The sequence below is a fragment of the Halomonas sp. genome (assembly GCF_041689495.1).
Lineage (GTDB): Bacteria > Pseudomonadota > Gammaproteobacteria > Pseudomonadales > Halomonadaceae > Halomonas.
In genome coordinates this window covers 17,844-32,180 of the sequence record NZ_JBDNGD010000039.1, presented here as the reverse complement: position 1 = coordinate 32,180, position 14,337 = coordinate 17,844, and the positions used below count along the sequence as shown (strand labels likewise).

General features: G+C 65.9%; 17 protein-coding genes. 7 read left to right on the top strand and 10 right to left on the bottom strand.

The features are described 5' to 3' along the window. Positions 1-368 (top strand): hypothetical protein (locus tag ACESMD_RS01400; protein WP_372609621.1); only part of this gene is annotated, 368 nt, incomplete at its 5' end. A gap of 19 nt (positions 369-387) precedes the next feature. On the opposite strand, the gene ACESMD_RS01395 is transcribed toward ACESMD_RS01400, so the two are convergent. Both ACESMD_RS01395 and hemE read right to left on the bottom strand, forming a co-directional pair. Further along, complete coding sequence (locus ACESMD_RS01395; protein WP_372609619.1) at positions 388-756, bottom strand: VanZ family protein; 369 nt, start codon at positions 754-756, stop codon at positions 388-390. Next, on the bottom strand, positions 749-1,825 hold the full coding sequence (gene hemE, locus ACESMD_RS01390; RefSeq protein ID WP_372609617.1) for a uroporphyrinogen decarboxylase: 1,077 nt from the start codon (positions 1,823-1,825) through the stop codon (positions 749-751). The genes ACESMD_RS01395 and hemE overlap by 8 nt, the downstream gene beginning before the upstream one ends. A 194-nt stretch (positions 1,826-2,019) precedes the next feature. On the opposite strand from hemE, the gene ribA reads away from it, so the two are divergent. Beyond that, the gene (ribA, locus tag ACESMD_RS01385) at positions 2,020-2,655 is read left to right on the top strand and encodes a GTP cyclohydrolase II (protein ID WP_372609615.1); all 636 of its coding nucleotides are present in this window, start codon (positions 2,020-2,022) and stop codon (positions 2,653-2,655) included. Positions 2,656-2,701: 46 nt separating this feature from the next. Continuing rightward, positions 2,702-3,373 carry a hemolysin III family protein gene (locus ACESMD_RS01380; protein ID WP_372609613.1) on the top strand — a complete coding sequence of 224 codons (672 nt, stop codon included), beginning with the start codon at positions 2,702-2,704 and terminating at the stop codon, positions 3,371-3,373. 7 nt (positions 3,374-3,380) lie between these two features. On the opposite strand, the gene ACESMD_RS01375 is transcribed toward ACESMD_RS01380, so the two are convergent. The 5 genes from ACESMD_RS01375 to ACESMD_RS01355 are packed head-to-tail and all read right to left on the bottom strand — an operon-like array spanning position 3,381 to position 7,956. Beyond that, a complete protein-coding gene (locus tag ACESMD_RS01375) occupies positions 3,381-4,010 on the bottom strand; it encodes a glutathione S-transferase family protein (RefSeq protein ID WP_372609611.1) in 630 nt (209 codons plus the stop codon). Positions 4,011-4,045: 35 nt separating this feature from the next. Next, positions 4,046-4,807, bottom strand: coding sequence for a co-chaperone DjlA (djlA, locus tag ACESMD_RS01370; protein WP_372609609.1), 762 nt, complete (start codon positions 4,805-4,807; stop codon positions 4,046-4,048). A gap of 35 nt (positions 4,808-4,842) precedes the next feature. Beyond that, positions 4,843-6,771, bottom strand: a complete 1,929-nt coding sequence (dxs, locus tag ACESMD_RS01365) for a 1-deoxy-D-xylulose-5-phosphate synthase (RefSeq protein ID WP_372609607.1) — start codon at positions 6,769-6,771, stop codon at positions 4,843-4,845. Between the two features lie 17 nt (positions 6,772-6,788). Beyond that, positions 6,789-7,673 carry a farnesyl diphosphate synthase gene (locus tag ACESMD_RS01360; protein ID WP_372609605.1) on the bottom strand — a complete coding sequence of 295 codons (885 nt, stop codon included), beginning with the start codon at positions 7,671-7,673 and terminating at the stop codon, positions 6,789-6,791. After that, on the bottom strand, positions 7,663-7,956 hold the full coding sequence (locus ACESMD_RS01355) for an exodeoxyribonuclease VII small subunit (protein WP_372609603.1): 294 nt from the start codon (positions 7,954-7,956) through the stop codon (positions 7,663-7,665). Before ACESMD_RS01355 ends, ACESMD_RS01360 begins: the two co-directional genes overlap by 11 nt. 247 nt (positions 7,957-8,203) lie before the next feature. Here ACESMD_RS01355 and serA point away from each other — a divergent pair, with 247 nt between their 5' ends. The 4 genes from serA to ACESMD_RS01335 all read left to right on the top strand — a co-directional run bounded on the left by serA (position 8,204) and on the right by ACESMD_RS01335 (position 12,317). After that, complete coding sequence (gene serA, locus ACESMD_RS01350) at positions 8,204-9,454, top strand: phosphoglycerate dehydrogenase (RefSeq protein ID WP_372609601.1); 1,251 nt, start codon at positions 8,204-8,206, stop codon at positions 9,452-9,454. 117 nt (positions 9,455-9,571) lie between these two features. Then, positions 9,572-10,411: an IclR family transcriptional regulator gene (locus ACESMD_RS01345; RefSeq protein WP_372609599.1), complete on the top strand. Its 840-nt coding sequence runs from the start codon at positions 9,572-9,574 to the stop codon at positions 10,409-10,411. Positions 10,412-10,480: 69 nt separating this feature from the next. Continuing rightward, complete coding sequence (pyrB, locus tag ACESMD_RS01340) at positions 10,481-11,503, top strand: aspartate carbamoyltransferase (RefSeq protein ID WP_372609597.1); 1,023 nt, start codon at positions 10,481-10,483, stop codon at positions 11,501-11,503. 172 nt (positions 11,504-11,675) lie between these two features. Beyond that, a complete protein-coding gene (locus tag ACESMD_RS01335; protein WP_372609595.1) occupies positions 11,676-12,317 on the top strand; it encodes a hypothetical protein in 642 nt (213 codons plus the stop codon). A 57-nt stretch (positions 12,318-12,374) separates the two neighbouring features. On the opposite strand, the gene ruvX is transcribed toward ACESMD_RS01335, so the two are convergent. From ruvX to ACESMD_RS01320, 3 genes are read right to left on the bottom strand one after another with little or no spacing between them, the layout of a single operon-like run. Continuing rightward, positions 12,375-12,824, bottom strand: a complete 450-nt coding sequence (gene ruvX / locus ACESMD_RS01330) for a Holliday junction resolvase RuvX (RefSeq protein ID WP_372609593.1) — start codon at positions 12,822-12,824, stop codon at positions 12,375-12,377. Next, the gene (locus ACESMD_RS01325) at positions 12,824-13,387 is read right to left on the bottom strand and encodes a YqgE/AlgH family protein (RefSeq protein ID WP_372609625.1); all 564 of its coding nucleotides are present in this window, start codon (positions 13,385-13,387) and stop codon (positions 12,824-12,826) included. The genes ruvX and ACESMD_RS01325 overlap by 1 nt, the downstream gene beginning before the upstream one ends. A gap of 26 nt (positions 13,388-13,413) precedes the next feature. After that, positions 13,414-14,337, bottom strand: a complete 924-nt coding sequence (locus ACESMD_RS01320; protein ID WP_372609591.1) for a TonB family protein — start codon at positions 14,335-14,337, stop codon at positions 13,414-13,416.

Sequence of the window (14,337 nt, the reverse complement as noted above, 5' to 3'; positions counted from 1 at the left end):
GCCAGGCCTGGCCGGTACTGGCGCTGGGCACAGGCACCTGGCTACTGGCCGCCATCGGCCTGCGCATGCTGGCCGAGCTGTGCCTGCTGCCCCACCATCTGGCGGCCCTGCGCCAGGGCTTCACTCCGGGCTCGGTGGTCACCCGCTCCTTCGAGCGTCGCCCCGCCGTCCACTCCGAGGAGGCCACCTGGACCAGCGAGTCGTACCCACTGGAAGAAGAGGGCGAGGCAGTGGGCGAGGCAGTGGGCAAGGCTCGGGTGGCGCGTCCCGCACAACGCCTGCGACCCCGTGGTGCCAGCAATGAACCGACCCTGGATCTCGCCGGTGACCAGAGCGAGATACCTCCCTATCGGGAACCACACCTCTAGCAATGCGACGGCGAGTCCTTCAGGAAGGACCGAGAGTCCGGCGCAGGCCATGCAGTAGGCACACCGCAGAAGCCGCCCCCAGGCTATTGGCGAGGATGTCGGCCCAGTCACCGCCGCTGCGGCCGGGAACCGAGATCTGCAGGTATTCGATGACGATGCCGAAAAGCGCCGCGACGACAAGAGCCAGTGGCAGCCGCACACCAGCCAGGCCGATCAATCCCGCCAGTCCGCCATAGCCGACGAAATGGTTGGCCTTGTCCCAGGGCAGGCTGCTGGGCATCTCGCTGCCGGGGGTCAGGCTGCCCAGGGTGATGATCAGGGCAGCGATCACGGCCATCGCCGCCCAGAAGCGATGACGGTCATGCCATCGCTGAAGCCATTCAGTCATGCGGGATCCGCTGGTGGTAGGCGGGACTCAGCTCATGCAGCGCCTCCATGAAGGCAGTGACGCGATCCGGGTCGGTGAACTGACTGATGCCATGGCCCAGGTTGAAGACATGCCCCGGGCCCTGGCCGAAGCTGTCCAGGACCCTCGCCACCTCGGCCCGGATGGCATCGGGACGGGCAAAGAGGACATTGGGGTCCAGGTTGCCCTGGAGGGCGACACGATGGCCGACCCGGTGGCGAGCGTCGGAGAGCTCGTTGCTCCAGTCCAGACCCAGGGCGTCGGCCCCTGAAGCGGCCAGGTCCTCCAGCCACTGGCCACCGTTCTTGGTGAACAGGATCACCGGCACCCTGCGACCTTCGTGCTCGCGAATCAGCCCGGCGACAATCTGCTCCATGTAGCGCAGCGAGAACTCCAGGTAGGCCGGCGTGGACAGGACCCCACCCCAGGTATCGAAGATCTGCACCACCTGGGCGCCGGCACGTATCTGGGCATTGAGGTAGTCGGTAACGGCATGGGCCACGGTATCCAGCAGGGTATGCATGGTGTCCGGCATGTCGTAGAGCATCGTCTTCACATGCCGGAAGTCCTTGCTGGAGGCGCCTTCCACCATGTAGGTGGCCAGGGTCCAGGGGCTACCGGAGAACCCGATCAGCGGCACCCGCCCGTTCAGCTCCCGGCGGATAGTGGTCACGGCCCGCATGACATAGTCCAGGTCGCGCTCCGCATCCGGCACCGAAAGGGCGGCGACCGCCTCCGGGGTGCGCACCGGGTGGCGGAATTTCGGCCCCTCCCCGGTCTCGAAATAGAGCCCCAGGCCCATGGCGTCCGGTATGGTCAGGATATCCGAGAAGAGGATGGCCCCGTCCAGTGGGTAGCGATCCAGCGGCTGCAGGGTAACCTCGCAGGCCAGGTCATGGTTTCGGCAAAGATCCATGAAGTTGCCGGCCTCGGCGCGGGTGGCGCGGTACTCGGGCAGGTAGCGTCCGGCCTGGCGCATCATCCACACCGGAGTGCGATCCACCGGCTGACGCGCCAGGGCGCGCAGAAGACGATCATTCTTGAGTTCCATGCAGGCGATTATCCACGGGAAATGTGGTTGCCATTGTAGCCGAACATCCTGGCCGGACATACGCCAGCGGACCGGAGCCCTCGGCTGTCGTCGTGAGCCCGAGGCGACTTCCTGCTAGACTATGTCTCCCATCCATGGCGCCGACCCATGGTGCCACCCGCCTGCACCGGCGTGGCTCAACACCGAGGTACCTCGTGACGATCCGATTCATCGCTGCCTCCCGGCTCCCCACGCCCTGGGCCACCTTCCAGATGCATGGCTTCGAGGACGACGCCACCGGCAAGGACCATATCGCCCTGTCGCTGGGCGAGGTGAACGACGGCGAGCCGGTACTGGGGCGGGTGCACTCGGAGTGCCTGACCGGCGATGCGCTCTTCTCGATGCGCTGCGACTGCGGCTACCAGCTCCAGGAAGCCTTGAAGCGGATTGCCGAGGAGGGCCGCGGCGTGCTGTTCTACCTGCGCCAGGAGGGCCGCGGCATAGGCCTGCTCAACAAGATCCGCGCCTACCACCTCCAGGACCAGGGCGCCGACACCGTGGAGGCGAACGAGCAGCTGGGCTTCGGTGCCGACCTGCGCCGTTACGACCTATGCGTACCCATGCTGGATCACCTGGGCATCAAGGCCCTGCGGCTGATGACCAACAACCCGCGCAAGGTCGAGGCCCTCACCCAGGCCGGCGTGGTGGTGGTGGAACGAGTCCCGCTGACCACTGGTCTAAACCCACACAACGAGCAGTACCTCTCCACCAAGGCCGGCAAGCTGGGTCACATGATGGTGCTGGGCGACTTCACCCAGGCAAGCGATGTGGATATCGAACGCAAGCGCTGAGCCACCGGACCCCGGCATCGGGCGGCTCCCCGGCAGGAGGCTCCCGATGACGCACCCCACCCCCGACGGCGAGATGCCCTTCAGTGGCGTAGAGGAGCTTCTGCACAGCATCAGCCATGGCATCGGCGCGGCCCTCAGCCTCGCCGGGGTGGTGGTACTGCTGGTGCTGGCCAGCCTGGCAACCCAGGTCGACCCCTGGAAGATCGTCGGCATCAGCTGCTACGGCATCAGCCTGGTGCTGCTCTACAGCGCTTCCACGCTCTATCACGGCATCCGCCACCCGCGCCTGAAGGAATGCTTCCAGTCGCTAGACCACTGCGCCATCTACCTGCTGATCGCCGGAACCTACACGCCCTTCCTGCTGGTCAACCTGCGCGGCCCGACGGGCTGGACGCTGTTTGCCACCATCTGGTCCCTGGCCCTCGCCGGCATCGCCTGCAAGCTGGTGTGGCCCCACCGCTTCGCCGTCCTGCGAGTCGCCATCTACCTGCTGATGGGCTGGCTGATCGTCTTCGCCGGCGACGAACTGGCCGCCAGCCTCTCCCCCGCCGGCCTCAACTTGCTGATCGCCGGCGGCGTCACCTACACCCTGGGTGTGGCCTTCTATGCCATCAGCGCCATCCCCTTCAACCACGCGATCTGGCACCTGTTCGTCATGGGCGGCAGTACCTGCCACTACTTCGCGGTCTACACTGCCGTACTGCCCTTCGCGGCCTGAGTGCGGCTCACGCCGGCTCGGCCGCGGCACTCTCCCTGGCCACCGCCCTGGCCAAGGCCGGGCGGGCCTCGCAGCGTTCGCGGTAGGCCTGCAGTGATTCAGGCAGACGGTTCTTGAAGGTCACCGCCCAACTCAAGGTGTGCGCCAGCACCAGGTCCGCCAGGGTGAAGTGATCACTCACCAACCAGCCTTCGCCGTCGAAACGCCGCTCCAGCGCCTTCAATGCCCACTGGAACTCCCAGGCCGCTGTGGGCAGCACCGCCGGCACCCGCTGTGCCTGGGGCAGGGCGAACTTGTGCTTGCCCTGGGTCCAGAGCGCCTGTTCCAGTTCGCCGATGATGAAGAACAACCACTGGTCGACCAGCGCCCGTTCCTCGACGGACGCGGGCAGCAGGCTGCCCGGTTCGCCATAGCGCTCCGCCAGGTAGCGACAGATCGCCGCCGACTCGAACAGCGTCAGATCGCCGTCCACCAGCGCCGGCACCTTGCCGTCGGGATGCAGGCTCAGGTACGACTCGCCCTGCCCCTCCCCGGTCTTCAGGTCCACGTGGCGGCAGACATAGTCAAGCCCCAGTTCCTCGAGGGTCCAGGCCGCTCGCAGGGAACGGGACGAGGGAAAGCTGTAGAGGGTAATCATCGGGATCGAGGTCGTCCTTTTGCCGGTAGCTTCGGTCACGCCGCGCGGGCGTCGCGGATGCGTTCGTAGGCGTTGCCGATCTCGCTGGTACGCTGCTGGGCGACCTCGCGCATGCTCTCGGGTAGACCCTTGCCGGCAAGCTTGTCGGGATGGTTCTGGCTCATCAGGCGGCGATAGGCCTTCTTGATCTCGGCGTCGCTGGCATCCGGTTCCACACCGAACACCCGGTAGGCGTCGGCCAGCGCCTCTTCGCTGGCACCCGCCGAGTTGGCGGCGGCGCCATGGAGCATGGCTTCGATCTGCTGGACCTCGGCCTCACTGCAGCCCAGCCCGCGGGCGACACGGACGACGAGATCATGCTCGGCGTCGTGAAGTACGCCGTCGGCAGCGATGGCGGAGAGCTGCACCTGAAGGAAGACCTGGCGCAGCGCCGGCTGGCCGCTGGTGAAGCGGCGCACCTCGGCGAGTTCCGTCTCGAGGTCGAAATCCGCCTCTCGCCCGCGGGCGAAGGCCGCACGCGCCTGGCCACGCTGCTCGTCGTTCAGGCGCAGCTGGTCGAGCAGCTTTTCCTTGATGTCCAGTTCGCGGTCGGAGACCTTACCGTCGGCCTGGCAGAGGCAGCCCATCACGGCGAAGGCAGAATTGAAGAAGCGGGACTGGGACTGAACCCGAACCCGCATGACGGAGCCGCGGATTCGCCGCCCCAGCCACCAGCCCAGGCCGGCACCAACCAGCAATCCCAGGGGGCCGCCGGTGGCGAGCCCTATCCAGCCTCCGATCAGAATCAGAAACAGCATGACACCCTCGACAAGTAATCCATGGATGAAGGCCCTCAGGGCAAGCGTGCGCGAATGGCGGCCTCAATGGCCTCGGCATCCAGCGCGCATTCGGTGATCTGATCGGCCGGCTTGCCGTGTTCGACGAAGGCGTCGGGCAGACCCAGATTGAGCACTGCCACCTGGACATCCTCCCGCGAGAGCAGTTCATTGACGGCACTGCCCGCCCCGCCGGCCACCACGTTCTCTTCCAGCGTCACCAGCAGGTCGTGGTCATCGGCGATGTCCAGCACCGCCTGGTGGTCCAGCGGTTTGATGGAGCGCATATTGAGATGCGTCGCATCCAGGGCGTCAGCGACCGCCGCCGCTGCCGTATTGAGACTACCGAAGGCCAGCAGGGCGACTCGGCCGGTCTCGGCCCCGCTGGTGCGACGCCGTTCGGCGCGACCGATCTCGATCGGTTCCAGATGATCGGGGATCTCGACACCCGGGCCGGTGCCTCGGGGATAGCGCACCGCCGCCGGACCGGGATGCTGGTAAGCGGCACTCAGCATGGCCCGGCACTCGGCCTCGTCGGCCGGCGCCATCACCACCATCCCCGGGATGCAGCGCAGATAAGAGAGATCCAGGGCGCCGTGGTGAGTCGGGCCGTCCTCGCCGACCAGACCGGCCCGGTCGATGGCGAAGGTCACGTCGAGCCCCTGCACCGCCACATCGTGGATCAGCTGATCGTAGCCGCGCTGCAGGAAGGTCGAGTAGATGGCCAGCACCGGCTTCATGCCCTCGCAGGCTAGGCCGGCGGAGAGGGTCACCGAGTGCTGCTCGGCGATGGCCACATCATAATAGCGGCTGGGGTATTCCCGGGAGAAGCGGATCAGCTCCGAGCCCTCGCGCATGGCGGGGGTGATACCCACCAACCGCTCGTCCACCGACGCCATGTCGCATAGCCAGTCGCCGAAGACGTTGCAATACTTGCGTTTTTTCTTCTTGACGGCTGTGCTCGACGGCTTGAGCGGCGGAGGAGTATCGCCGTTCTTTTCCAGTTCGGTCTTTTCCAACTTCGTGATGGCATGGTAGCCGATGGGGTCGGCCTCGGCAGGCATGAAGCCCTTGCCCTTGCGTGTCTTCACATGCAGGAACTGCGGCCCCTCCAGGTCACGCATGTTATGCAGGGTCTCCACCAGCAACGGCAGATCGTGGCCGTCGATGGGTCCGATGTAGTTGAAGCCCATTTCCTCGAAGAGCGTGGCCGGGCTGATCATGCCCTTCATGTGCTCCTCGGTGCGACGTGCCAGCTCCAGGGCACCGGGCAGGTGCGAGAGCACCTTCTTGCCGCTCTCGCGCATGTTGAGGTAGGGCTTGCTGACCAGGATACGCGCCAGGTAGCTGGCCATGCCGCCGACGTTCTCGGAGATCGACATCTCGTTGTCGTTGAGGATCACCAGTAGGCTGGCATCCACATGGCCGGCATGGGCCAGGCCCTCGAAGGCCATGCCGGCGGAGAGAGCGCCATCGCCGATCACCGCGCAGACCCGGCGTTTCTCGCCACGAATACGAGCGGCCAGCGCCATCCCCAGGGCCGCGGAGATCGAGGTACTGGAGTGGCCCACGCCGAAGGTGTCGTACTCGGACTCGGCGCGGCGAGGGAAGGCGGCGAGGCCGCCATAGCGACGAATGCCCAGCATCGCCTCGCGGCGACCGGTGAGGATCTTGTGGGGATAGGCCTGGTGACCAACGTCCCATACCAGGCGATCATGGGGCGTCTCCAGTGCCTGGTGGAGGGCCAGGGTGAGTTCCACCACGCCCAGGCCGGCACCGAAGTGGCCACCACTCACGCCCACGCTGTAGAGCAGGTAGGCACGCAATTCATCGGCCACCTGCTCGAGCTGGTCCATGGACATGGCGCGCAGCCCTGCCGGGGTGTTCAAGGTGTCGAGCAGCGGCGTGGCCGGACGCTCGACGGGAATGTCATCAAACTGCTTCATAGCGTCATCAGTCGTCGTCAGTGGTCACGCTCTATCATGTAACGGGCAAGCTCGGCCAGGGGATCTCCGGCACTGCCCAGGGGTGCGAGGGCGTCAACGGCCAGATCGATCAGCTCGACGGCGCGTCGCCGTGCACCATCGAGCCCCAGCAGGGCGGGATAGGTCGGCTTGTGGCGGGCGGCGTCCGCCCCCGAGGTCTTGCCCAGGGTGGTGGTGTCACCGGTCACATCGAGTACGTCGTCGTGGATCTGGAACGCCAGACCGATGGCCTCGGCATAGGCCTGCAGCGCCGCGAGGCGCGGATCGGACTCATCCACCGCCACCAGTCCGCCAAGACGCACGGCGGCGCGTATCAGGGCACCGGTCTTGTGGCCATGCATGGTGGCCAGGGCCTCGATGTCCGGCCGACCTCCCACGGCGGCGAGATCCAGCGCCTGGCCGCCCACCATGCCATCGCGGCCAGCGGCCTCGGCCAGGGTCGCCACCAGGGCCGGCAGCCGGGGAAGAGCGGCCCGGGCCAGCACCTCGAAGGCCAGTGACTGCAGGGCGTCACCGGCGAGAATGGCCGTGGCCTCGTCGAAGGCCCGATGCACCGTGGGCTGACCACGACGCAGGTCGTCGTCGTCCATGGCCGGGAGATCATCGTGGACCAGCGAATAGGCATGGACCAGTTCCAGGGCCATGGCCGGGGCATCGAGGTCGTCATCCGCGGCGCCCAAGACGCGGCCGGCGGCATAGACCAGCACCGGGCGCAATCGCTTGCCACCCACCAGCACACCATGACGCATGGCGGCATCGAGACGCGGCTCGGTGGCCATGCGATCGGTGAACAGGGCGTCCAGCCGTGCATCGACCCGGGCGCGATCACCGATCAGACGATCCTCCAGGCGCTCAACGCTCACCGTCGCCCTCCGCCGGAGGCGTATCGAAGGGGGCAAGCCCGAGGCTTTCCTCGGTCCCTTCCGTGAGGGACTGCACCTTGAGTTCGGCCGCATCGAGACGACGCTGGGCATCACGGGTGAGGCGCACGCCCTGCTCGAAGGCGGACAGCGACCCCTCCAGCGACAACTCGCCGGATTCCAGCCGTTCCACCAGGCGTTCCAGTTGCTCAAGGGTGGCGGCGAAATCCATCGGCGCCGCCTCACCCGTCGGCACATCGGCCAACCGCTCGTCACGCTCTGCCATGCAACCTCGACTCGTCATGGATCCAAAGTAAGACAGTATACACGCTCCCCCCGGGGGGGGTCTGCCCGGCACAAGATGCAGCACACTCATGAGGACGGCGCGCCATTTTCATCTCCGCTCATGCCCACTGTGCTAACATGTGCGCTCGTTTTCGAGCCTGCTTCGCCGCCAGGAATCCTCGGCCGGCCAGGGCTCTCCATCCTTTTTACACAGCATGCGGCTAGCGCCGGAAGGGGTTGATTCGATCATGGCCAAAACGTCTCTGGACAAGAGCAAGATCAAGATTCTGCTGCTCGAGGGCGTCCACCAGACCGCGGTGGACAACTTCCTGAACGCCGGTTACACCAATATCGAGCATCTGCCGACCTCGCTGGACGAAGCCACCCTGATCGAGAAGATCCGCGACGCCCACTTCCTCGGCATCCGCTCGCGGACCCAGCTCACCGAAGCGGTATTCGCCGCCGCCGAGAAGCTGGTGGCCGCGGGCTGCTTCTGCATCGGCACCAACCAGGTCGATCTCGATGCCGCGCTCAAGCGTGGCATCCCGGTCTTCAATGCCCCCTACTCCAATACCCGCTCCGTGGCAGAGCTGGTGCTTGCCGAGGCCATCATGCTGCTGCGCGGCATTCCCGAGAAGAGTGCCCGCGCCCACCAGGGCGGCTGGCTGAAGTCGGCGAAGAACGCCCATGAGGCCCGCGGCAAGACCCTGGGCATCATCGGCTATGGCAACATCGGCTCGCAGCTCTCGGTCCTTGCCGAATCCCTGGGCTTCGACATCATCTACTACGACGTGGTCAACAAGCTGGGAATGGGCAACGCACGCCAGGTCGGCAGCCTCGCGGAACTGCTGGCCCGAGCCGACGTGGTCAGCCTTCACGTACCGGACCTGCCCTCCACCCGCTGGATGATCGGCACCGAGCAGATCGCCCTGATGAAACCGGGCAGCATCCTGATCAATGCCTCGAGGGGCAGCGTGGTGGTAATCGAGGCCCTGGCCCAGGCCCTGGAGGCCGGCAAGCTGAACGGCGCCGCCATCGATGTCTTCCCGGTGGAACCCAAGGGCAACGCAGATGAGTTCGTGAGCCCGCTGCGCGGCATGAACAACGTGATCCTCACGCCTCACGTGGGCGGCTCCACCCTCGAGGCCCAGGAAAACATCGGCATCGAAGTCTCCGAGAAGCTGATCACCTACTCCGACAACGGCACCACCGTCACCTCGGTCAACTTCCCGGAAGTCGCCCTGCCGGCTCATCCGGACAAGCATCGCCTGCTCCACATACACGAAAATGTGCCGGGAGTACTCTCCGAGATCAACCGGGTGCTGTCCCAGGAAGGGATCAACATCTCCGGCCAGTACCTGCAGACCAATGACAAGGTCGGCTATGTGGTGATCGACGTCGACAAGACCTATGGTCCACGGGCGCTGCAGGCACTGAAACAGGTTGCTCACACCCTCAAGGTCCGCGCCCTGTATTCCGAGATCAACTACGCGGATTGAGCCCGGGCGCCGCCAGTCATTCACATCCATGCCTGTGGAATTCATTTCCGCCACCGAGACAGCCTGCCATCGAGACGGTATCCTGAGGAAATCGAAGGGACCACAAGGAGTGATGGGGTGAGCGAAGGCAAACGCAGGACGGCTGGACGCCCCGCCGGATCAGGTAAGAGCCCCGGCGGCCACAGCCAATCGCTGGTGCGCGGACTTAATCTCCTCGAACGCCTGGCGGCCAGCCCCGGAGGACTGGCCCTCTCGGATATTGCCGAGCAGTCCGACCTGGCGCCCTCCACCACTCATCGCCTGCTGCAGGCCCTGCAGAGCCAGGGGTTCATCACCCAGGACAGCGAGTTGGGCGTGTGGAAGGTTGACGTCAAGACCTTCCGTATCGGCAACAGCTTCCTGGAGGCCCGCGACTTCGTGGCGACCAGCCGCCCCTACCTGCGCCGCTTGACCGCCCTGACCGGCGAATCCGCCAACCTGGGCGTACGCCATGGCGGCTCCGTGGTATTCCTCACCCAGAGCGAGTCGCCGCAGATGATGCGCATGATCACCCGCCTCGGCTCCCGGGCGCCCCTGCACGCATCCGGCGTCGGCAAGGCGCTGATGGCCTGGCTGCCGGACGACATCCTCGCGCGGATCCTCGACGAATGCGGCCTGGAGAGCGTCACCGAGAATACCCTGGCGACCCCCGAGGCCCTCAGTGACAACCTCGCCGAGGTGCGACGTCAGGGCTTCGCCTGTGATCGCGAGGAGCATGCCATCGGCCTGCACTGCGCCGCCGCCTGCCTGCACGATGAGCAGGGCAATCCGCTCGCCGCCATCTCGGTGTCCGGGCCTGTCGCCCGCATCCCCCAGCCCCGGCTGCTGGAATTGGGCGAGTTGGTCAGGGACATTGCCGCCGAGATCACCACCCGGCTGGGCGGGAGTGTGCCGTCTGCCGACGCGACCCGCCCCTGACCCGATCCGTCGCCCACCGTCGGTGGGCGTACACTATTCTCCGCCACCCCGTCGCCAGAGAGGCCCTCGATGAGTTCCCACCTGCTTTCCACAGACTCGCTGTCACGGGCGCATGTCGACCATCTGATGAGGGTAGCGGCCCGCATGGAACCCATCGCCCAGCGCCGTCAGGTCACCCGGGTGCTGGAAGGCGCCGTGCTCGGCAACCTCTTCTTCGAGGCCAGTACACGAACACGCGTGAGCTTCAACGCGGCCTTCTGTCGACTGGGCGGCAGTGTCTGCGACACTACCGGCTTCACCTTCTCCTCCATGGCCAAGGGGGAGTCGCTGTACGACACCAGCCGCGTGATGAGCGGCTATTGTGATGCCATCGTCATGCGCCACCCGGACCAGGGCTCGGTGGCGCAATTCGCCGAGGCGACCCATGTGCCGGTCATCAATGGCGGCGACGGCCCCGGCGAGCATCCCAGCCAGGCACTGCTCGACTTCTATACCATCGACAAGGAATTCACCCGGCTGGGCAAGCGGCTTGCCGGGGCCCATGTGCTGCTCACCGGCGACCTCAAGTACGGGCGCACCGTCCACTCCCTGATCAAGCTGCTCTCGCTCTATGACCCCATGCGCTTCACCCTGGTCTCGCCACCGGGACTGGAGATGCCGAGCCGGGTGATTGACAGGGTTGAATCGCTTGGCCACCGGGTCGAGCAGCGCGAGAGTCTTGCCGGCGACTTCTCGGATGTCGACGTGGTCTACACCACCCGCATCCAGAGGGAGCGCTTCACGGAGGAGATGAACGAGAACTTCGGCGCCCTGTCCCGGGACTTCAGCGTGGATCGGACCTTCATCGACGATCACTGCTCTGACAGCACCATCGTCATGCATCCCCTGCCCAGGGACAGCCGACCCGGCGCCAATGACCTCGACGTGGACCTCAACGGCGATCCTCGGCTGGCCATCTTCCGCCAGACCGACAACGGCATTCCCGTCCGCATGGCGATCTTCGCCACCCTGCTCGAGGTCGATGACCTGGTCGAGAAGGACCTGCGCTCGGTTCGCTGGTTCGTGCCGTCTCGACTGGGGGTGGATGACTAGCGGAATCTCGGCGACCATGGCCTAGGCGGATGGCGATGTCGTATCATGAGTGCCTTTGCAACGGATGACCGACTGCATACCGTCTTCTCGCTGATGCCGTCGCAACCGGACGAGCGGAAAGACACAACAACGACACCTTGCCGACGATGGCGATACTGGAGGAACCCTATCCATGAACCTGCAACGATCCTATATCCTGCTGGCCCTCTTATACAGCGCGTTGATCCTGATCGGCATTCTGGCCTTGATACTCGGCGGCGGGTCCTTTATCGCCCTGATACAGGTCGCTGTCGGCACCCTAGCGGTCATCGGACTCTGGGGTTACATCCTCGGCAAGGGCTTCCTGAATCCGCGCATCTGGCAACCCCTGGCAGGCGCCCTCGCCGCCGGCGTATTGCTCCAGCTGCTGGTCATCTTCGCCGGTTCTCCCTCCAGTGCCGAGATGACCTGGCTGCTCAGCAGCACGATCTTCTCGGCACTGCTGGTGGCCATCCTCTACCGCTACGGTGACCGTGACCAGGCGCTCTGGGCCACGCCCGAGGAGATCGAGGGCGGCAGGAAGCTCGGCGATCTGCTCAACCGGGAGAACGAGCTCGTTGTCGAGAAGCAGGAAGCCGACCGACAGGCCAGCGTACGGGTGGTCAAGTCGGGCGATGCCTATCGTGCCAGTGTCACACGGCGCCATGGCGAGCAGGAAGAGCGCTTCGAGGAGGCCTTCAATCAGCCCTCGACCCTGGCCTTCTTCCTCGAGAAGTTCACCTGCATCACGGTGGATGACATCACCCGCCAGTATGAGCGTCCCGCCGCCGGCTGAGGCGGGCGCACTCGAGAGACGCTGCCTGGCGGCAGGACCCGACAGGTCCCATGAGCGTCAGGGCTTCTTCGCCTCTCCGGCGAAGAAGCCCTCGAGGATCAACACCGCGGCGAGGCCATCGACGCCATCGTCGCGGTAACTCTTGCGGGAATCTCGCCACTCTCCCGATTCGCGGGCGATGGCCTTGGCCTCCCGCGTGGTTCCGCGCTCGTCGACCATCTCGCAGTGAATACCGAAACGGCCGAAGAGCCGCTTGGCGAACTTGCGTGCCCGGGTGCACATCGCCAGCTCGGCGCCGTCGAGTTCCAGCGGCAACCCCACCACGAAGAGATCCGGGCGCCATTCCTCCACCAGGCGGGTGACCTGCCGCCAATCGGGGATACCGTCGCGAGCGGCCAGGGGTTCGAGCTGACGAGCGCTGACGAGCATCTCATTGCCTACCGCCACACCGATGCGCCTCGTGCCGAAATCGAAGGCCAGAACCAGGCGCTGACCCACCTCGGCCATCAGGAATGCCCGGCCTCGCGGGTCATTAGATTGAGGTCCACGCCCAGGATGCCAGCGGCGGCACCCAGACGCTGTTCCGGCGGGGTATCGAAGAGGATATCGGCACGACCCTCCACGGTGAGCCAGGCATTTTCTACCAGCTTCACTTCGAGCTGACCGGATTCCCACCCGGCGCAGCCCAGGCAGACGAGGAACTTCTCGGGCCCCTCGCCGGCGGCCAGGGCCTGGAGCATGTCCATGGAGGTGGTCAGGGCGATGTCTTCGGTCACCTGGATACTCGAATCCCAGGCGTCACTGTCGCCACGGTGCAGGATGAAGCCACGGTCCTTGTGGACCGGGCCGCCGAAATAGACCGGGGCATTGCGGTGGGGACTCTCGTCACCGTCCAGATCCAGTTGCTCGAAGAGGGCATCCAGGGTCAGCTCCATCGGGCGATTGACGATCACGCCCATGGTGCCCTTTTCGTCATGGTCGCAGAGGTAACTCAGGGTGCCGGCAAAGTTGGGATCTTCCAGGTGCGGCATCGCCATGAGGAACTGATTTTTCAAGCCGAAGCTTTGCATGGATTGCATGAGACTCCTCGGCGGTCCTAACGCACGCCGTAATGATTGCCTTGGCCGAATCGCCAGATGCGGGTGATGGAAAGGCTGTCGAGTTCGCCCATGCCCGAGTCGAAGGGACGATAGGGCGCCGCCCCGTGCACGGTTTCCAGTGCCGCCTGGTCGAGTTCGGTGTGTCCCGACGATTGTACCACCTCCGCCTGGCGAAGCTCGCCGTCTCGACCGATCACCACGCGGACCCGCAACTGGCCGTGGAGATCAGAGGGGGCCGGGTGGACCCGGTTGCCATAGTCCTCGACCCGGCGGGTCCAGTCATCGATGAAACGGGCCTCGGCGGCACGCTGGGCCGCCTGCTGGCTGGCATCGCCCTCGGGACCCAGGGTTCCAGGCGTCAGCCCCTGCTCGCGGATGCTGGTGGTGGCCTGGGCCAGCAGGTCCCGCCCCGAGGCCGACGGGGCCGCCGCCGTGGGCACCGCCGGTGTCTGTGCCGCCTGGGGGGCGCTGGTCCGGGGCTCGGGCTGGGTATCGGTGTCGCTGGGGAGTTCCGCGGCAGGCGGAGCGGTCTCGTCGAGCACGGCGTCGGGTTCGGGTCGTGCCGCCGTCTCGGGCTCGGCCGGCGTGGCCGGATCCACGGCACTCTCGGTCTCCTGGAGAACAGGCAAGTCGTCCATGGGGGCCGCCAGGGACTCGGCCGGGGCCTCTTCCTGCTGCTCGCCCATGGCCTGCTGGTCTGCCTCGGCAATCGCCTGGGCGTCGACGGGGGCCTCGGCCGGCCGACTGACCAGGACCACGTCGAGGCTGGTGCGCTCGGCAGGCGAGGAGGCGAACTGCCAACTGCCCACCACGCCGATCACCGCCAGGTGCAGGAGCAGGGCCAGTGACCAAGCCAGCCAGCGACGGTAGGGTCGGGTGACCGGCGCATACTGGATGGGATCGTTGAGGGTGCTGGACAT